General features: G+C 65.0%; 17 protein-coding genes. 3 read left to right on the top strand and 14 right to left on the bottom strand.

Translation table 11 applies throughout. The annotated features are described in order from the left end of the window. Window positions 1–72: 72 nt before the first annotated feature. The 5 genes from AC56QP_RS19980 to exbB form a co-directional block, all read right to left on the bottom strand. Window positions 73–1,533 carry a protein kinase domain-containing protein gene (locus AC56QP_RS19980; RefSeq protein WP_489858399.1) on the bottom strand — a complete coding sequence of 487 codons (1,461 nt, stop codon included), beginning with the start codon at window positions 1,531–1,533 and terminating at the stop codon, window positions 73–75. A 13-nt stretch (window positions 1,534–1,546) separates the two neighbouring features. Beyond that, entirely contained in the window at window positions 1,547–2,287 is a 741-nt protein-coding gene (locus AC56QP_RS19975; RefSeq protein ID WP_489858400.1) for a metallophosphoesterase family protein, read from the bottom strand. A 372-nt stretch (window positions 2,288–2,659) separates the two neighbouring features. After that, window positions 2,660–3,595 (bottom strand): TonB family protein, encoded by a 936-nt coding sequence (locus tag AC56QP_RS19970; RefSeq protein WP_489858401.1) that lies wholly within the window; start codon window positions 3,593–3,595, stop codon window positions 2,660–2,662. Beyond that, window positions 3,592–4,053, bottom strand: coding sequence for a TonB system transport protein ExbD (gene exbD / locus AC56QP_RS19965; protein ID WP_489858402.1), 462 nt, complete (start codon window positions 4,051–4,053; stop codon window positions 3,592–3,594). The genes AC56QP_RS19970 and exbD overlap by 4 nt, the downstream gene beginning before the upstream one ends. A gap of 26 nt (window positions 4,054–4,079) precedes the next feature. Then, window positions 4,080–5,018, bottom strand: a complete 939-nt coding sequence (gene exbB / locus AC56QP_RS19960) for a tonB-system energizer ExbB (protein ID WP_489858403.1) — start codon at window positions 5,016–5,018, stop codon at window positions 4,080–4,082. Window positions 5,019–5,284: 266 nt separating this feature from the next. On the opposite strand from exbB, the gene AC56QP_RS19955 reads away from it, so the two are divergent. Continuing rightward, window positions 5,285–5,959: a cysteine hydrolase family protein gene (locus AC56QP_RS19955; protein WP_489858404.1), complete on the top strand. Its 675-nt coding sequence runs from the start codon at window positions 5,285–5,287 to the stop codon at window positions 5,957–5,959. A gap of 23 nt (window positions 5,960–5,982) precedes the next feature. On the opposite strand, the gene AC56QP_RS19950 is transcribed toward AC56QP_RS19955, so the two are convergent. Both AC56QP_RS19950 and AC56QP_RS19945 read right to left on the bottom strand, forming a co-directional pair. Continuing rightward, window positions 5,983–6,930, bottom strand: coding sequence for an LLM class flavin-dependent oxidoreductase (locus tag AC56QP_RS19950; RefSeq protein WP_489858405.1), 948 nt, complete (start codon window positions 6,928–6,930; stop codon window positions 5,983–5,985). A 109-nt stretch (window positions 6,931–7,039) separates the two neighbouring features. Further along, the gene (locus AC56QP_RS19945) at window positions 7,040–7,342 is read right to left on the bottom strand and encodes a hypothetical protein (protein WP_489858406.1); all 303 of its coding nucleotides are present in this window, start codon (window positions 7,340–7,342) and stop codon (window positions 7,040–7,042) included. 144 nt (window positions 7,343–7,486) lie between these two features. On the opposite strand from AC56QP_RS19945, the gene AC56QP_RS19940 reads away from it, so the two are divergent. Then, window positions 7,487–8,254 carry an SDR family NAD(P)-dependent oxidoreductase gene (locus AC56QP_RS19940; protein ID WP_421915666.1) on the top strand — a complete coding sequence of 256 codons (768 nt, stop codon included), beginning with the start codon at window positions 7,487–7,489 and terminating at the stop codon, window positions 8,252–8,254. A 98-nt stretch (window positions 8,255–8,352) separates the two neighbouring features. Here AC56QP_RS19940 and AC56QP_RS19935 read toward each other — a convergent pair whose 3' ends face one another. The 7 genes from AC56QP_RS19935 to AC56QP_RS19905 all read right to left on the bottom strand — a co-directional run bounded on the left by AC56QP_RS19935 (window position 8,353) and on the right by AC56QP_RS19905 (window position 16,443). Then, window positions 8,353–9,297: an ABC transporter permease gene (locus AC56QP_RS19935; protein WP_489858407.1), complete on the bottom strand. Its 945-nt coding sequence runs from the start codon at window positions 9,295–9,297 to the stop codon at window positions 8,353–8,355. Further along, window positions 9,294–10,349, bottom strand: coding sequence for an ABC transporter permease (locus tag AC56QP_RS19930; RefSeq protein WP_489858408.1), 1,056 nt, complete (start codon window positions 10,347–10,349; stop codon window positions 9,294–9,296). The genes AC56QP_RS19935 and AC56QP_RS19930 overlap by 4 nt, the downstream gene beginning before the upstream one ends. Then, window positions 10,349–11,860 carry an ABC transporter ATP-binding protein gene (locus AC56QP_RS19925; protein ID WP_489858409.1) on the bottom strand — a complete coding sequence of 504 codons (1,512 nt, stop codon included), beginning with the start codon at window positions 11,858–11,860 and terminating at the stop codon, window positions 10,349–10,351. Before AC56QP_RS19925 ends, AC56QP_RS19930 begins: the two co-directional genes overlap by 1 nt. Window positions 11,861–12,137: 277 nt before the next feature. Next, entirely contained in the window at window positions 12,138–13,169 is a 1,032-nt protein-coding gene (locus AC56QP_RS19920) for a BMP family protein (RefSeq protein WP_489858410.1), read from the bottom strand. 412 nt (window positions 13,170–13,581) lie between these two features. After that, complete coding sequence (gene pcaF, locus AC56QP_RS19915; protein WP_489858411.1) at window positions 13,582–14,787, bottom strand: 3-oxoadipyl-CoA thiolase; 1,206 nt, start codon at window positions 14,785–14,787, stop codon at window positions 13,582–13,584. 1 nt (window position 14,788) lies between these two features. Then, entirely contained in the window at window positions 14,789–15,589 is an 801-nt protein-coding gene (locus tag AC56QP_RS19910; RefSeq protein ID WP_489858412.1) for a CoA-transferase subunit beta, read from the bottom strand. After that, window positions 15,586–16,443, bottom strand: a complete 858-nt coding sequence (locus AC56QP_RS19905; protein WP_489858413.1) for a CoA transferase subunit A — start codon at window positions 16,441–16,443, stop codon at window positions 15,586–15,588. The genes AC56QP_RS19910 and AC56QP_RS19905 overlap by 4 nt, the downstream gene beginning before the upstream one ends. Before the next feature lie 121 nt (window positions 16,444–16,564). Here AC56QP_RS19905 and AC56QP_RS19900 point away from each other — a divergent pair, with 121 nt between their 5' ends. Continuing rightward, the gene (locus AC56QP_RS19900) at window positions 16,565–17,335 is read left to right on the top strand and encodes an IclR family transcriptional regulator (RefSeq protein WP_489858414.1); all 771 of its coding nucleotides are present in this window, start codon (window positions 16,565–16,567) and stop codon (window positions 17,333–17,335) included. The last annotated feature ends 130 nt before the right edge of the window (window positions 17,336–17,465 follow it).

The following is a 17,465-nucleotide window of genomic DNA, read 5'->3' as shown; positions in this document are numbered from 1 at the left end:
ACCAAGCCCGAGGAGGGCGTCTGTCGATTTCGCCCTGATTTTCTTGGCGTCCCAGCTGCCTTGGCGCCGTCTTCATTGATCTGGTTCGGCGCTCTCCCGCTCCCCTGTCGCTATAGGCTCGGGGCCTTTGCGGTACAGCCGCTGTTCCTCGACCGCCTTCAGGCGGACCACTGAAACCGAGCAAAGGGCCTGTGCCACGACTTTGGTCGAGACGCTGCCAAGGTGACGGCGAATTGCCGAGGACGCCCTTGCTCCAACGATGATGTGTCCGACGTCATTGTGCTCGGCGTAGTTGAGGATCGCATCGGCGGGGCTGACCGCTTCGAGGACATGGTAGCTGATGCGGTCTTCCGGCAGGTGCAGCGGACGGGCCCAGTCCTTCAGTGCGACGAGCCGCCTCAGATACTCCGAGCGCCCCGTTTCGTCGGCCGCCGGCGCCTCGCCGATGATCTCGGTCTTCAGGACCGTTACACAGGCCAGCCAGGAATCCTCGCGCGATGCAAGCACACGAGCGGTCTCGTTGAGAACTTCGCCTGCCAGCGCATCGCTGCCATTGGTTAGATCGACCGCGGCAAGGACAATTGACGGTCCGGCCTGTGTCCTCGACATGGTCGGCTTGCCGACAAGCGACCTGTCATCCGTCTTGTAAAACAGCTTCGTGATCGCGGCCCATACACCCACGTCCTTGGGCTTGCGTCTGACAACCACCACCTGGTCGGGGTTCCTCAGGTCGGACAGAACCTGTGCCGCCTCGACGTATCGTCGAGACCTGTCCACTTCCATGCATCTCAGGATGATGGCTTCCAGCCACCGCGGAATGGCCTCGTTGATGTCTCGCGGCGGCCTGGGGGCATGGTAGAGCCTGCGCTTCATGCCCGCGAAAGTTGCCGGGCGCCCGAACGGCTCTTCGCCCGTAGCCAGCTGATAGAGAATACCACCCAGCGCGAACAGGTCACTTGCGGGATCGGATCTCTCTCCGAGCACCTGCTCGGGCGAAATATAGGCGGCGGTGCCCATCGGCACGGAGCTTTCGGCGCCGAGAAGATCGGGGAGCTCCGCGTGCCGGGCGAGCCCGAAGTCGAGCAGCACCGCACCGCGCTTGGCAAGGATGATGTTCTCGGGCTTGAGATCGAGATGGACGACCTTCTGCCTGTGCAGGGCGGCAAGTGCTGTCGCGATCTCGGTTCCGATTCTTGCCACCTCGTCCCCGTGCAGCGGCGCGTTGCCCACGACATCGGCGAGGCCAGTGCCGGCCACGAACTCCATGGCAATATAGGGGACCTGCGCCAAACTGCCGGATGCCGCGAAACGCGGCACATGCGGTCCCGAGAGGCGTTTCAGGATCAGCTCCTCCGCCTCGAAACCGAGGATGACGGAAACATCCCCACCCGGATCGAGAAACGGTATCTTCAGCACCAGCGGGAAATCGTACCGTGGGTTGGTCGCCCGCCACAGCGAGGCCATGCCGCCGGTGGGCAGCCTTTCGACCAGCTCGAAACCATCGATGACTGTCCCTGCCTCAAACCGTTGCATGGGATACGCCTCCTCAGCGGCCGATCTTCAAACGCATGCCAAGCCACCCGGGCAGACCGGCGGCCTGGATCTTGCGGGCCGTCTCTTCGTGATCATAGGGAACACGAACCATCGTGACCTCGTGCCGCTCCGTGTCGACGAGAGCATAGCACGCCGCCGGATTGCCATCGCGGGGTTGGCCTACCGCGCCGACAACCACCAGATGCCGTGTCAGCGCGGACAAAGGCACCGCCACATTATCCAGCGGCCGGAAATGGATCGGCCGGCGGCCCGACAGCGCGTAGTAGACGGCCGGAACGTGGGTGTGGCCGCAGAAAATGAACCGGGCATCGCTTGACGACAGGCAGCGTTCCGCTGCGTCGACGTCGCGTATGTAAAGCCATTTTGCCGGCCGCTCCGCGCTGGCGTGCACATACAGCCGGTCTTCGGACTGCCGCGAAAGCGGCAATCGCGCCAGGAAATCGAAATGCGCCGGAGCGAGGCGTTCGCGGGTCCACTGGACGGCGAACCGCGCATTTTCGGTCATATCACTCCGGTTCAGAACCACCGCCTCATCGTGATTGCCGAGAACGCAAAGCGCCCCCTGGGCCACCAGATCGGCGGCCTTCTCGACCACATGGACGGGATCAGGCCCATAGCCGACCAGATCACCCAGCAAGACCAGTTGGTCTGGTTCACGCTTGTGGACAGCCTCCAGCACCGCGTCGAAGGCCTCGCGATTGGCATGAATGTCGGACAGGATCGCGATGCGCATTCAACATTATCCCGGGGATCGGCGGAACATCGCAAGTCACTTGCCATGACTGATATCGTCCCGATCGGTTAGCTGCTTGATTTGGATCAAGAACCCGTCGGGACTGGTTCGGCGCGAAGGCGTCCACCGTCAGCGGAACAATCGTTTTTCGGCCCTCCGCGACAGGGGAACGCACGCATCGCCGGGCGGCCGAAGTCGCCGGATGCCCGCGGGTCGCGGCCCGCCAACTTATCTCGATGGCAATGACCGATACCTGCCAGGCCGACAGTTTCTGGGCGCGGAGGACGCCTTTGATGCCCATTTTGACTTCATGATGCGGACCATGGACATCAACGGTGCCGACGACCCGACCCTCGGGATCCTGCTCTGGCCCTAATTGCGCAGGCTGAACACGAAGGGCGCCGTACGGCTGACGCGGGAACCGAGTTCCGCCGGTGGGGCCGGCACCGTGGCGCCCTGGAGCACGGCGAGCGCCGCACGGTCTAGATCGGGGTCGCCGGAAGAACCAACCATCCGGGCGGACAATACGCGCCCGGAGGAATCGATCGTGAATGTGACCCTCACGTCACCCTCCACGCGTCGGGCCCTCGCCGCGCTCGGATAGCGCGTGTGCCGTCTGATCCAGGCTGCCAGGCTGGAGTTCCATCTGGCGGGGTTCACGCCCGATCGCGAAGCCGCCTCGGCCGACTTCGGCGCGGCTGTCTTGGCCGCCGGCCTTGCGTCGGCACTGGCGACGGTTGCCGTCTCCGGCGGCGCCGCCTTCTCCTTTTTTGGCCGCGGCCTGGGCTTCTCGACAGGCTTTTTCGCCTTGGCTTCAACCGGTTTCTTTTCCCTGGGCGCTTCGACCGGTTTCGCCTGCGGCAGCGGGATGACCACCTCGGGTGCGACGGTCTCGACAATATCGGGGACGACCTCCTCCAGCGGCGTCTGGTCGGCCTGTTCAGCCATTTCGGTTTGGGCGGGTTCGGTCTCGTCGGGCGGAACCGCTTCCGGCTGTTCGACAACCGGCTGCATCTGCTCCATCGGCTTTTGCGGTGCCGGCTCCGGCTCGGTCTGGTCAGGCGTCACAGCGTCCAGCGCGGCCATCTGTTCTTCCACGGCCGGCATTGCCGCCATCGGCGCCATCTCGATCACCTGGGCCGGTGGCGGGCCGCCATCCGCTTCGTCGATCAGGCTGAAGCTCTGCACGGCATAGGCAACCGCGACATGGGCTCCAAGGACCAGCATGGCCGCACCCGCCCACAAGCCAATATCGCGCCAACCGAAACGCGAAAGCTCCACCGTGGGCAAGGCAGCCGATGGCGTCATGGCGACGCCGCTCCCGTGGCGACCGGGGCATCGGCCGCGGGCAATGTCTCCAGGCCGACCAGCGCGATCTTCAGATAGCCGGCGCCGCGCAGCAGGTTCATCACTTGCATCAGGTCGCCGTAGCCGACCGCCCTGTCGGCGCGCAGGAAGATGCGCGTCTGCTTGTCTCCCCTGGTTCTGCTGTCCAGCGTGGCGGCGAAGGCCGGGCGTAGCACGGCATCGTTGCCGATCGCCAGCGTCAGATCTTCCTTCAACGTCAGGAACAGCGGCGTCTCGGGTCGCGGCGCGGGCGTTGCGGTCGAGCCCGGCAGATCGACATTGACATCCACCGTCGCCAGCGGCGCGGCGACCATGAAGATGATCAGCAGCACCAGGATGACGTCGATGAACGGAGTGACGTTGATCTCGTGGCTCTCCTCGAGATCGTCGTCCATGGTCTGTCCGATTCTGCCTGCCATGGCGTTGCTCCGCTTCCGCGCCGCCATCATCCCGCTGCCGTCGCCGGCGCGACGGCGCGGAAATCAAGATCGCGGCTGACCAGCCGTTCGACGCCCGCCGACGCGTCGGCGAGGATCTGCCGGTAGCCGGCTATGGAGCGCGCGAAGACGTTGTAGATGACGACGGCCGGTATCGCCGCGACGAGGCCCATGGCGGTGGCCAGCAAGGCTTCGGCGATACCGGGAGCGACCACGGCGAGATTGGTGGTCTGCGCCTGCGATATGCCGATGAACGCGTTCATAATGCCCCAGACGGTGCCGAACAGGCCGACAAAGGGCGCGGTCGAGCCAATAGTCGCCAGCACGCCCGTGCCACGCGACATACGCCGCGACGCCGCCGCCTCGATGCGCGACAGGCGCGAGGTGACCCGTTCCTTCAGCCCGTCACCGCTGACATGGTCGAGCGCGCCGGCCGAAAGCGCGGCCTCCTCCTCGGCCGCCCGCACCAGAAGCGCGCCGGCGCCGCCGCTGCGGTCGAGCGCTCGGCTGGCCTGCTTCAGCGTCGCGGCATCGCCGATCGCCCGGACGGCGCGACGGATGCGCAGCTTGCCGCCGAAGATCTCCAGCGATTTCGCCAGCCATATCGTCCAGGTGACGAGGGAGGCAAAGGCCAGGCCGATCATCACTGCCTTGACGATGATATCGGCCGCCATGAACATGCCCCACGGCGACAGATCATGCGGCAGGGTCAATTCCATCGCCGTCGACGGTCCTGCCTCGACTGGCGAACTGGCGACCGGCTGGATGCCTGGCTGCTGTTGCACGGGCGCCGCCGCTGCTGGCGGGGCACCTGCCGGTGCAGCAGCGGGTGCGGTGGGTGCCTCGATCGCCGGGGCGGCAGCCCCCGATTGCTCCTGGGCGGCCGCACCGCCGGCCGACAGGATCACGGATGCGGCCAACGCCGCCAACAGACCATTTCTCGACAACAGCTTCTCTCCAGTGCGGCCGCCCGCATTTCCAGATCCGGGCTTCGGCGAGCCAGTGCCCGGTTGACTATAAAACATGACATTGCTAGTCAACATTGAAGAAGACTTCAACAGTCAACAAATCGTCGTGACGTGCCGGTGGCGTCTGCCCGCCGGCTAGCCGACGCCCGGCATCTCGCTTCTTCGTGTCAGGGCTGTCGCACGGCTGGACGGCTGCAACTTCGCCGGTCAGGATGGACCTCACAATCGATGAGGAGAGACCACGGATGATCAAGGCGAGGCCCTTCGACTTCCCCTATGACGGCAGGCTTGTTGCGGAAAACACCGCGCTGATCGTCATCGACCTGCAGCAGGATTTCCTGTCGACGACGGGCTACTTCGCCAGGCAGGGCTATGATCCGTCGCCGCTAAGGGCGATCCTGCCGACGGTGAGCCGGCTGATCGCCGCCGCCCGCGGGGCCGGCCTGACGATCATCCACACAAGGCAAGGCTACAGGGCCGATATGGCCGACATGACGCCTTACGAGAAATGGCGCCGCAAGCGCGCCGGTCTCGAAGGCACCGAAATCCTGCTGCGCTCCGGCCCGGGTTTTCAGATCGTTCCAGAGATCGACGTCGCGCCGCAGGACATCATCGTCGACAAGACCTGCAACAGCGCCTTCACCTATACGGATCTCGAGCTTGTCCTGCGCGCGCAAGGCATCACGCATCTGTTGTTTTCAGGATGCACGACGGATGTCTGCGTCCACACCACGCTGCGCGAGGCCTGCGACCGCAATTTTCAGTGCCTGACGATCTCGGATGCCTGCGCCAGTGGCGACAGGCAGGCGCACGAAGCCGCGCTTCACATGGTGACGATCGAGGATGGCGTCTTCGGCGCGCTGGCTGATTCCACCGCCGTCATCGACGCCCTGTCGCGGCTGAGCGACGCGACAGGCTAGTTCAAGGGCCGCCACGGCACCTATCAACCCGCTGCACGCATCTCCGGCCTCGTGCGAGAGGCAAACGCTCCGGGCTGGAATTCGTCGGTTTCGCGACGCGCCAGGGAGTTGCGCAACAACGCGATCGTTTCCCGGCCGACTGTCGCGATCTCGCGCGGCGTGTCGACGCCGGCAATCATGAATTCATCAATCCCGAGCCCGGCATAGGCAAGCAGCGACAGGGCGACCTGGGCCGGCGGCCCGGAAACGTCGACCGCCTTGTGGCCGGTGGTGGAAACACCCTGGTGAATCCTAACCGGAAGCGCAAAGCGCAGCCTGCTCGCCCGGCCGTGTTCGGCGGCGGCGCCACGCACCCGCTCCATCAACTGCCGAACCTCGTCGATCGAGCCTGGCGCCAGTTCAAAGACATCGGCATGCCGGCCGGCCACCTTGAGCGCCGTTCCGGATTGCCCGCCCACGCGGATGGTCAGGTCGGCGCCGTGAGGACCCTTGCGGGGCACATAGCCACCCTTGATGCTGTAGAACGCGCCTTCGTGGTCGAAGGGACGGTCGTTCGACCACAGCCGCTTCAGCAGCACCAGATATTCGTCGATGCGCTGCCAGACGACCGTATGCCCGACCGGCCGCGTCTCGGCATCGTCGTCGCTCAACGGCTCGCTGATCATCCTGAGCGCCAGACGTCCGCCGCTTTTCCTGTCGATCGATGCCAGCTGGCGCGCCGCCACCGTCGGTTCGACCACGCCCGCCCAGTGGGTGAGCACGACTTCGAGCGACGAGGTGCGATCTAGCACCTGGGCGGCAAGATCCATGTTGGTCAGCAGCCCGGCCGAATCGTCGACGACGATCTTGCGGAAGCCGCCGTCCTCGATCAGGCCAAGCTTGGTCGCGGTCTCGGCGAAATCATAGAAGAACGGAGCCATGGTGTCGGCAGGGTGTGTTTTACCGGGAACATGCGTGAACTCGATCGGCATTGCCATCTCCTCCGTCGCGTTAGGCGCGCAAAAGCGCACCGAGGATTCGGTTCATTCAACTCCGATTGACTGGAAGCGGCGGGCAGCTAGCCCTGGTCGATCCGACGACTCAGGGAATAAGGCCCAGGACAACTGCCCCGGTGAACACGAACGCAAGGGCAAAGACGAGATAGGCGAAAGCTCCGGCATAGGCCGGGCGAAAAGTCTGGGCATTGGCCAGCCGCTGGCCGTTGCTGTCAGTCTGAGCGTTCTGGATATAGGACATATCGACCTCCGTCTCGCCGCTTAATCTATAAAACTTGTAGACTTTGTCGAGTGCTATTTTCGAGCCAAAGGCAGAATATTTTTCTCTCATAGCGCCTAAAATTAGTTCCTGTTTGCTGAGAGGCTCACCTTGGCCGCAGATCGACATGGCATCTCCATGGTCTCCCTGCGCGGCTGAATGGGTCTGAACCCTTGTTCTCATTGCCCCCACTTGGTGCATTGGCCGCCCGGTGCGCGCGCGATAGAATCGCCAAACCAGCAAACGAAAATCGTCAGACAGGGGAGTGGGAAAATGGGCACAAGACTGGCCGGCAAGGTCGCCATCATTTCGGGTGGCGCGACGGGTATGGGCGGGGCGGCCTCGGAGCTGTTTGCCGCGGAAGGCGCCAAGGTGGCGATCATCGACCGCAACGGCGAGGCGGCCGCCGCCACCGCGGCGGCGATCCGCGCGCGCGGCCATGTTGCCGAGCATTTTGTCGCCGACGTGTCCGACGAAGCGCAGGTCGAGGCGGCCGTAAAGGGCGCGACGGAAAAACTCGGCCCGGTCACGGTGCTGTTCAACCATGCCGGCACCATCGTCATCAAACCGTTCCTGGAAACCACCGTTCAGGAATGGGACTGGCTGCATGCCGTCAATGTCCGCTCGATGTTCCTGATGACGCGCGCGGTGCTGCCCGGCATGATTGCGGCGGGCGGCGGCTCGATCGTCTGCACCTCGTCGATCTCGGCAGTGGCGGCGACGCCGATGGAAGTGCTCTACGACACCACCAAGGGCGCCTGCCACATGTTCGCCCGCGCCATCGCCGTCGAGTTCCGCGACCGCAACATCCGCTGCAATGCCGTCTGCCCCGGCTTCATCCGCACGCCGCACGGCCTGCGCGAGGTCGCCGATCTCGGCCGGCTCGGCGTCGATGTCTCCGACGCCGCCCTTGCCGCGCAGCAGGGCCGCATCGGCGAGCCCGAAGAGGTGGCCAAGGCAGCGCTTTACCTGGCCAGCGACGAGGCCAGCTTCGTCAACGGCGCGCATCTGTTCGTGGATAACGGTTTTACCGCCATGTGAGGCGTCCCACGGTCCCGTTCTTCATACCAGGGACAGCTTGGCGCGCCTTTCCTCCCCCGTCGATCGGGGGAGAGGAAAGGACACCAAGTCCTACTCGTCTACCTTTCCTCGCGACGAAACGGCTTGAGCAGCGCCGATGGCGCCACCGCGTTGCGCGACATCACCGCCATGGCGACGATGGTGAAGATGAAGGGCAGCATCAGGAACGCTTCGTAGGGGATGTGCCCGAGCCCGCTTGCCTGCATGCGCAGTTGCAAGGCATCGACAAAGGCGAACAGAAGGGCCGCGCCCGCCGAGCGCCACGGATCCCAGCGGCCGAACACGACCAGCGCGATCGCCACCCAGCCGCGCCCGGAGACGACGCCGAAGGTGAAGGCGTTGAACTGCGCCATCGACAGGAAGGCGCCGGCCAGCCCCATCAGCGCGCCACCAAGGATGACCGCCTGGAAGCGCGTGGCTATGACGCTGACGCCGGCGGAATCGGCGGCGCGCGGGTTTTCGCCGACCATGCGCACCGACAGGCCCCATGGCGTGCGGTAGAGCACGAAAGCGGCGAGCGGAATGGCCAGCATCGCCATGTAGACCAGCGAGAACTGGTTGAACACCGCCTGCCCGAGCACCGGAATATCTGACAGGACCGGGATCGGCAGCGTCTCGAACCCCTTGATGTTGGGCGGCACGGATTGCTGGCCGAAGATCAGCCGGTAGAGGAAATAGGCGAGGCCCGATGAGAACAGCGTCACGCCAATGCCGCAGACATGCTGGCTGAGGCCGAGCACCACCGTGAACAGCGCATGCAGCGCGCCCATCAGCATGCCAGTCAACACCGCCACCAGCACGCCGAGCCACAGGCTGCCGCTGAGGCTGGTGGCGGTGAAGCCGGTCATCGCAGAGAGCAGCATGATGCCCTCGATGCCGAGATTGAGCACGCCGGAGCGCTCGGAGAACATTTCGCCGAGCGTCGCAAACGCCAGCGGCGTGGCGATGCGGATGATGGCGGCGAGGAAGCCAACCTGGAAGATTTGTTCGAACACCGCGCTCATTGGGCGGCTCCGACGCGGCGGATGCGGTAGGCGGTGAACAGCAGCGCCACCAGCATGGCAAGCAAGGCGGTGCCCTGGATGACGTCGCTGAGGAAGGCCGGCACGCCGGTCGCGCGCGACATCGCCTCGGCGCCGGTCATCACGGCGGCAAGGAAGATCGCCGCCGGCACCACGCCGAGCGGATTGAGCCGCGCCAGCATGGCGACGACGATGCCCGAATAGCCGTAGCCCGGCGAGATGTCGCTCATCACCTGGAAATGCACGCCGCCAACCTCGCCGACCCCTGCCAGTCCGGCCAGGGCGCCGGACAGCAACGCGGTCGAGATCAACACCCGCTCGACGTTGATGCCGCCATAGCGCGCCGCTTCGGGGTTTTCGCCAGTGACCCTGATCCTGAAGCCGAACGTGGTGCGCACGATCAGGAACCAGATCAAAGGTGCCGCGATCAGCGCCACGACGACGCCGAGATGCAGCCGCGTGCCTTCGAGCAGCACCGGGAAATTGGCCGAATCCTCGATCGGCGGCGAGATCGGATAGCCGCTGAACGTATCCTTCCACGGCCCTTCGATCAGCGCCATCAGCGCGTAGTAGATGACCGAGTTGAGCAGCAGCGAGCTCACCACATCATCGACCTTGAATTTCACCCGCAGCGTCGCCGGGACGAGGGCAACGGCCGCACCGGCCGCGGCACCGGCCAACGCCATCAAGACCATGGCCAGCGGCCCCGGCATCGGGATGGCGCCGACAAAGCAGCTGGCCACCGCGCCCGCCAGCAACTGGCCCTCGGCGCCGATGTTCCAGAATTTGGCCCGGAAGGCGACGGCCACCGCCAGGCCGGTGAAGATCATCGGCGCGGCGCGGACCATCGTTTCGGTGATCGCATAGCTGTCGCCGAGCGAGGCCGTGAACATCACGCCATAGGCTTCGAGGACGCCGGCGCCGGCCAGCGCGATCAGGCCGCTGCACAGCACGAGCGTGGCGCCGATCGCCAGCAGCGGCAGTGCCAAGTTGAACCAGGCGGGCGTCGAGGTGCGGACTTCCAGGCGGAACATCAGCTCTGGCCCTCCGCCCCGGTCATCATTAGGCCAAGCCGCGCGATCGTCGCATCGGCGCTGTCGAGTGTCCCGACGATGCGGCCCTCATACATCACCGCGATGCGGTCGCAGAGCACCAGCAGTTCTTCGAGATCCTCGCCAATGACGATGATGCCGCAGCCCTTGGCCCGCATGTCGAGGAATTTTTCGTGGATGAAACGGGCGGCACCGATGTCGAGGCCGCGTGTCGGCTGCGAGACGATCAGCACCTTCGGATCGAAGGCCAGCTCGCGCGCCAGCAGCGCCTTCTGCAGATTGCCGCCGGACAGCGCGCCGGCGCGGGTCATCGGCCCGGGACACCTGATATCATAGGCCTTGATCTGCGCCTCGGCGAAGCCGCGGATCGCATCCGGGTTGAGCAGGCCTCTGCTGCTGAACGCCGCGGTGCCGATGCGCGGTAGCACCATCGAATCGGCGAGCGGCAGGTTGGTGACCAGACCGGTGGTCATGCGGTCTTCCGGAATGCGGCCGAGACCAAGCGCCTGCACCTCGCGCGGCGAGAACCGTGACACGTTTTGGCCGGCGATCGTCATCTGGCCGGCATCGGGCGCGCGCACGCCGGAGATGACCTCCGCCAGCGCCCGCTGGCCATTGCCCGACACGCCGGCAATGCCGAGGATCTCGCCGGCGCGGACGGCAAGCGATACGTCGCGCAGCGCCGTGCCCGAATGCCGCGATGTGGAAATGCCGTCGAGCGTCAGCACCGCAGCGCCGGGCGATGATGGCCCCCTCGCCGGCGGCACGATCTCGTGGCCGCACATCAGTTGCGCCATTGCGGCCGATGTCGTGTTGGCCGGGTCGTCGACGCGGCCGGCAACGCGGCCAAGCCGCAACACCGTGCAGCGATGCGTCAGCGCCCGCACCTCGTTGAGCTTGTGCGAGATGAAGATGATGCCGAGCCCCTGCGCCGCCATCGAGCGCAATGCCGAAAACAGCCCGTCGACTTCCGTCGGCGCCAGCACCGCCGTCGGCTCGTCGAGGATCAACAGCCTGGCGCCGCGAAACAGCGCCTTGACGATCTCGAGCCGCTGCTGCTCGCCGACCGACAGCGCCGAAACCGGCAGGTCGGGATCGAGCGTCAGCCCATGCTGGCGGCCGATCTCGACGAGACGGGCCAGACCGCCGGCGCGGTCGATCCGTCCCGATTTGCCGGGAATGCCGATGAGCAGGTTCTCCAGCACCGTCAACCTCGGCGCCAAGTGAAAATGCTGGTGCACCATGCCGATGCCGGCGGCCAGCGCGTCGGCCGAACTGGTGATCCGCACCGGCTCGCCCTTGATGAGGATCTCGCCGGCGTCCGGCGCATAGGCACCGAACAGCACGTTCATCAGCGTCGTCTTGCCAGCGCCGTTCTCGCCCAGCAGCCCGAGGATCTCGCCCGGTGCAACGCTGAGATCAACGGCCTCGTTCGCATTGACGGCGCCGAAGCTCTTGGTGATGCCGCGCATTTCGATGAGTGGAGCGGGCAAGGGTTTTTCCCGTTGAGAGGTCACGTTTGCGCGGGTTCACCCTCTCCCTTGTGGGGGTGAGAAGCGGTCCGCGCAGCGGACGAAAAGCCAATTGCCTGGCTTTTCGAGCTTCGAACGCCCTGAGCCTGCGAAGGGCCAGGCTGACAACTGGCGAGCCCTGCCGGGCCCCCGCTGCTTCGCAGCGTCCCGGCGTTCGCTGGCCTTTCATCGTGCCACTGGCACGATGAATTCGCTTCGCGAACCGGCCACTCACCCCCACAAGGGGGAGGGTGAAAGATCAATCCGAAACCGGCGTGTTCTCGTCAACGTCGACGCGGAAATTGCCTTCGAGGATTTCGGCCTTCTTCTTCTCGACCAGATCCTTGACGTCTGCCGGCAGCGTCTTGTCGAACTTGTGGTAGGGCGCCAGATAGGAGCCGCCCTTGGCCATGCGCGAGAAGTCGCCATAGTCCTGCGCCGTGAACACGCCGGCCTTGACCAGCTTGATCGCCTGTTCGACCGTCGGATACATGTCCCAGACCGGTCCGGTGATGACCGTGTCGGGGCCGAGGCTCGACTGGTCGGACATGTTGGAGATGGCGAGGATCTTCTTCTCGGCCGCCGCCTCGATGACGCCGAAACGCTCGGCATAGATCACGTCGGCGCCGGCGTCGATCTGGGCCACCGCCGCTTCCTTGGCCTTCGGCGGATCGAAGAACGAGCCGATGAAGGCGACCTTCTTCTTGATGTTCGGATTGACCTCCTTGGCGCCGGCGAAGAAGGCGTTGACCAGCCGGTTCACTTCCGGAATGCCCATCGCCGCGACCGCGCCGATCGTGCCCGACTTCGACATCTTGCCGGCGATCATGCCGGAGAGATAGGCCGGCTCGTGGATCCAGTTGTCGAAGACGCCGAAATTCGGTTCCGCCGGGCCAGCACCCGAGCCGAACAGGAAGGCGGTTTTCGGGAACTGCTTGGCGGTGCGGCGCGATTCACGCTCGGCGGCGAAGGCGTCGCCCAGCACCAGCTGGTAGCCGCCTTGCGCATATTCGCGCATGACGCGGCTGAAATCGGCGGTCTGCACCTTCTCCGACCATTTGTATTGGATGCCGAGTTCCTTCTCGGCCTTCTGCAGGGCGACATGGATCTGGTTGTCCCACGGCTCTTCGATCGGCGTGGCGAAGATCGCCGCCACCTTCAGCTTCTTGTCCTTGGCGAAGGCGGCGCCCGGCAGCATGGCGGCAGCCAGGCCAAGCGCGCCCAGCTCCAGCACGTTGCGTCGCGAAAGCCCTTCGCGTTGTATCTGGAATCTGTTCTTCCGGTTTTCCATTGCATTCCCCTCTGTTCGACAGCCGTGTCGAGCCGGCTGTTCGTGAAAATGTCAGACGAGGAACTATGGAACGGGTCTAGACTTTTGTCCACATGGTCAAATTTGGCCGCGCGATTGTCAAAGGCCGGGGGATCAAACCGCAGGCCAATCGCTTCAGGTTAGCGCTGCCCCTCACCTGCCTGCCGGCATCCTCTCCCCGTATAGCGACGGGGAGAGGGGCGCTCTCATCGATGGTTTCGCCAATCACCAGCGTTGCAAGAAGGGCGCCGCCGTTGCGGCGAGCCCCTTCTCCCCGTCACTATGCGGGGAGAAGTGCCCGGCAGGGCGATGAGGGGCGGTGCCGACTTCGACAATTGATAGCCTCCGCCACGAGTTGAGCCGCACGATTGTTTTCCTATGGCGATTGCCCTGATCAAACCCGTTCGAGCGCGATCGCGATGCCCTGGCCGACGCCAATGCACATGGTTGCCAGCGCATATCGGCCGCCGCGTTCGCGCAGCTCGAGCGCCGCCGTGCCCGATATGCGGGCGCCCGACATGCCCAGGGGATGGCCAAGCGCGATGGCGCCGCCATTCGGGTTGACGTGGCCGGCATCCTCGGCAATGCCGAGCTGGCGCAACACGGCGATGCCTTGCGAGGCAAAGGCTTCGTTGAGCTCGATGACATCGAACTGCTTTGGTGTCAGGCCAAGCCGCGCGCACAGTTTTTGCGTCGCCGGCACCGGGCCGATACCCATGATGCGCGGCGCGACACCGGCAGCCGCTCCGCCAAGAATGCGCGCAATCGGCGTCAGGCCGTATTTCTTCACCGCCGCTTCCGAGGCAACGATCAGCGCCGCCGCCCCATCATTGACGCCGGAAGCATTGCCGGCCGTCACCGTGCCGCCCTGGCGGAACGGCGTTGGCAGCTTGGCCAGCGCCTCGACCGTGGTGCCGGCGCGGGGATGCTCGTCCGTCGACACGATTACCGGATCGCCCTTGCGCTGCGGGATGGTCACCGGGGTGACTTCCTTCGCCAGCCGGCCATTGGCCTGCGCCGCGACAGCCTTGTCCTGGCTGCGCACGGCAAAGGCATCCTGGTCGGCGCGTGACACGGAAAAATCCTCGGCGACATTCTCGCCGGTCTCCGGCATCGAATCGACGCCGTACTGCTTCTTCATCAGCGGGTTGACGAAGCGCCAGCCGATGGTGGTGTCGTAGATCTCGGCATTGCGCGAGAATGCTGTCTCGGCCTTGGGCATGACGAAGGGCGCGCGGCTCATCGATTCGACGCCGCCAGCAATCATCAGCTCCGCCTCGCCGGCCTTGATGGCCCTGGCTGCGATGGTCAGCGCATCCATGCCGGAGCCGCACAGGCGATTGACGGTCGAGCCGGAGACCTCCTTCGGCAGGCCGGCCAGCAGCAGCGCCATGCGCGCCACGTTGCGGTTGTCCTCGCCGGCCTGGTTGGCGCAGCCATAGATGACGTCGTCGACCGCCTGCCAGTCGACGCCGGGATTGCGCTCGACCAGCGCCTTCAGCGGGATGGCGCCGAGATCGTCGGTCCGCACGGAAGACAAAGAACCGCCGAAGCGGCCGATCGGCGTGCGGATGTAGTCGCAGATAAAGGCCTCGGCCATGCTAGGCAGCTTTCTCTTTTCCGGTTCCCTCATGCGCCGCCTTGGTGCGGGCCTGCAGGTCACGCAATGTCCTGAGTTCGAGTTCGCTTGGCGCCGGCGTTTCGTCAAGCGCCTCGGCGAACTTAACCACCCAGCCACAGGTCTCCTGCACCTGCTGGCGCGTGACACCGGGATGCAGTGACACGACCGTGAATTCCTTGGTCACCGGGTCCGGCTTCCAGATAGCGAGATCGGTGATCAGCAGTGTCGGACCAGCAGTGTCGATGCCGAGGCGCTTGCGATGGTCGCCACCCTCGCCATGGCCGAAGGAGGTGAAGAAGTCGATCTTCTCGACCATGCCGCGCTTGGTCTGCGCCATGGTGATGTAGACCTGCTTTGACGACGTCGCGATCTCCGGCGCGCCGCCGCCGCCGGGCAGCCGGGTCTTGGGATGGAAATAATCGCCGATGACGGTGGTGTTGATGTTGCCGAACTTGTCGAGCTGCGCCGCACCGAGGAAACCGATCGAGATGCGGCCGCCCTGCAGCCAGTAGCGAAACATTTCCGGCACCGCGACGGTGGTGACCGCGGTTTCGCACAATTCGCCGTCGCCGATCGACAGCGGCAGCACATCGGGCGCGGTGCCGATCGTGCCGCTCTCGTAGATCAGCGTGATGTCAGGCGCATGCGTCAGCCGCGCCACATTGCAGGCGGCTGACGGCGCGCCGATGCCGACGAAGCAGACATCGTCACTCCTGAGCGCCCGGCTGGCGGCGATCGTCATCATCTCGTTGGGGGTGAAGCCCAATGGATTGTCGCTCATGCCGCTTTCCTCAGATGCTCGACCCGGGCCGCGAAATCGTCGGCGCTCTTCTCGATGACGTTGGCCTGCATCCACGCCCGGAATTTTTCACGGTCGGCGGCGATCTCGTCCCATTCCAGATAGGCGGCATTGTCACGCGCATAATAGCCGTGCGCGTAGGATGGGTGCGAGCCGCCGGGTACGACCGATATCGCCGCGATCGTCCAGCGCGGCAGCACGGTCAGGTTCGGGTGCAGATCGTCGAAATTGTCGACCACTTCCTCCACCGTCACCACAGCGCGCCTGGCCGCCAGCACGGCTTCCTTCTGGATGCCGATGATGCCCTCGACCAGCACATTGCCTTTCTTGTCGGCCTTCTGCGCATGGATGAAGGTGACGTCGGGCCGGATCGAGGGAACGGCGGCCAGCACCTCACCGGTGAACGGACAGGTGACCGACTTGATGTTCGGATTGACCGCCGCAAGGCCTGCGCCGCGATAGCCGCGAAACACCGCGCAGGGCAGGCCGGCCGCGCCAGCCTCATAGGCATTGGCCATGCCGGCGTGGCTGTGCTCCTCGATCTCGATCGACCTGGGAAAACCGTTCTCGATGGCGTCGCGGGCGCGCCGCAGCAGGCCGACGCCGGGATTGCCGACATAGGAGAAGACGATCTTCTTCGCCATGCCCATGCCGATCATCTGGTCGTAGATCAAGTCTGGCGTCATGCGGATCAGGGTCAGGTCGCGAAAACCCTGGCGGATCGCCTCATGCGCCGCCGCCGTCGGGATCAGATGGGTGAAGCCCTCGAAGGCGACCGTATCGCCATCATTCAGGTTCTCCGCGACGGCCTGTTTGAGCGGCAGGAACTTGACCATCCAACATGCTCCGGGATTCAAAAAGTTCGTATTGCGAACATATGTTCTATATGCGATACTTTTTACGCCGATTGAGGGCGCGGAGTCAATCCGGACGACAACACCCTTTCGCGGAGGTTCGATGGACGAAGAGACCGCTTCCCGTGACCATGTCGGCTCGCTCGAGCGCGGCCTTGCCGTCATGGAGATCCTCGCCCGCCATCCCACGGGCATGACGCTGACCGAAATGGCCGAGGAAGCCGGCCTGACCCGAGCCGGCGCGCGCCGCTTCCTGCTGACGCTGGTTGCGACCGGCTACGCAACCCAAGACGGCCGCGTGTTCTCGCTATCGCCACGCCTGCTGACCGTTGCCCGCACATGGCTCGGCGGCGGCTCGCTGTGGAGCTTCGCCGCGCCCATCATGCGGACGGTCGCGGCGCAGCTGAACGAGGCCTGTTCGGCGGCCATCCTGTCGGGCCAGGATGTCGTCTATGTCGCCCGCATCCCCGGCCGCCGCATCCTCAGCGTGTCGCTCGATGTCGGTACCCGCCTGCCCGCCTATTGCACCTCGATGGGGCGGATCCTGCTGGCCGGCCTGACGCCTGGCGAACTCGACATGTTCCTCAGGCAGGCGACCATCGAGAGGCGGACACCGAAGACGATCACCGACAGGCATTTGCTGGCCGACGCCATCGGCAAGGCGAAGGCGGACGGCTTTGCCATCGTCGACGAGGAACTGGAACTCGGCCTGCGCTCGATCGCCGTGCCGATCCGCGACCGCTCAGGAAGCACGGTCGCGGCAATCAACGTCTCGACCCAGTCCGCCCGTTTTTCCGTCGCGGAGATGGAACGGGAAATCCTGCCCGCGCTGCTTGCAGCAAAACAGTGCATCGAGGACTTCTTTGTGGTCTAGGAGGCTGTGTTAAAACTTCCCCGACGTCGGCGGGACAGCACCCCCTCTGGCCTGCCGGCCATCTCCCCCGCAAGGAGGGAGATCAACTGTCATCTCGGCTTTCGCCAATCTCCATGTAGGTGAGCGCACC

Source organism: Mesorhizobium sp. RCAM 05104 (assembly GCF_059683645.1).
This window is presented reverse-complemented; position numbering and strand designations above follow the sequence as displayed.

Excerpts from the sequence above, each read along its gene's own strand:
- AC56QP_RS19980 (WP_489858399.1), bottom strand. The coding sequence starts at position 1,533 with ATGCAACGGTTTGAGGCAGGGACAGTCATCGATGGTTTCGAGCTGGTC.
- AC56QP_RS19975 (WP_489858400.1), bottom strand. The coding sequence starts at position 2,287 with ATGCGCATCGCGATCCTGTCCGACATTCATGCCAATCGCGAGGCCTTC.
- AC56QP_RS19970 (WP_489858401.1), bottom strand. The coding sequence starts at position 3,595 with ATGACGCCATCGGCTGCCTTGCCCACGGTGGAGCTTTCGCGTTTCGGT.
- exbD (WP_489858402.1), bottom strand. The coding sequence starts at position 4,053 with ATGGCAGGCAGAATCGGACAGACCATGGACGACGATCTCGAGGAGAGC.
- AC56QP_RS19955 (WP_489858404.1), top strand. The coding sequence starts at position 5,285 with ATGATCAAGGCGAGGCCCTTCGACTTCCCCTATGACGGCAGGCTTGTT.
- AC56QP_RS19950 (WP_489858405.1), bottom strand. The coding sequence starts at position 6,930 with ATGCCGATCGAGTTCACGCATGTTCCCGGTAAAACACACCCTGCCGAC.
- AC56QP_RS19945 (WP_489858406.1), bottom strand. The coding sequence starts at position 7,342 with ATGTCGATCTGCGGCCAAGGTGAGCCTCTCAGCAAACAGGAACTAATT.
- AC56QP_RS19940 (WP_421915666.1), top strand. The coding sequence starts at position 7,487 with ATGGGCACAAGACTGGCCGGCAAGGTCGCCATCATTTCGGGTGGCGCG.
- AC56QP_RS19935 (WP_489858407.1), bottom strand. The coding sequence starts at position 9,297 with ATGAGCGCGGTGTTCGAACAAATCTTCCAGGTTGGCTTCCTCGCCGCC.
- AC56QP_RS19930 (WP_489858408.1), bottom strand. The coding sequence starts at position 10,349 with ATGTTCCGCCTGGAAGTCCGCACCTCGACGCCCGCCTGGTTCAACTTG.
- AC56QP_RS19920 (WP_489858410.1), bottom strand. The coding sequence starts at position 13,169 with ATGGAAAACCGGAAGAACAGATTCCAGATACAACGCGAAGGGCTTTCG.
- pcaF (WP_489858411.1), bottom strand. The coding sequence starts at position 14,787 with ATGGCCGAGGCCTTTATCTGCGACTACATCCGCACGCCGATCGGCCGC.
- AC56QP_RS19910 (WP_489858412.1), bottom strand. The coding sequence starts at position 15,589 with ATGAGCGACAATCCATTGGGCTTCACCCCCAACGAGATGATGACGATC.
- AC56QP_RS19905 (WP_489858413.1), bottom strand. The coding sequence starts at position 16,443 with ATGGTCAAGTTCCTGCCGCTCAAACAGGCCGTCGCGGAGAACCTGAAT.
- AC56QP_RS19900 (WP_489858414.1), top strand. The coding sequence starts at position 16,565 with ATGGACGAAGAGACCGCTTCCCGTGACCATGTCGGCTCGCTCGAGCGC.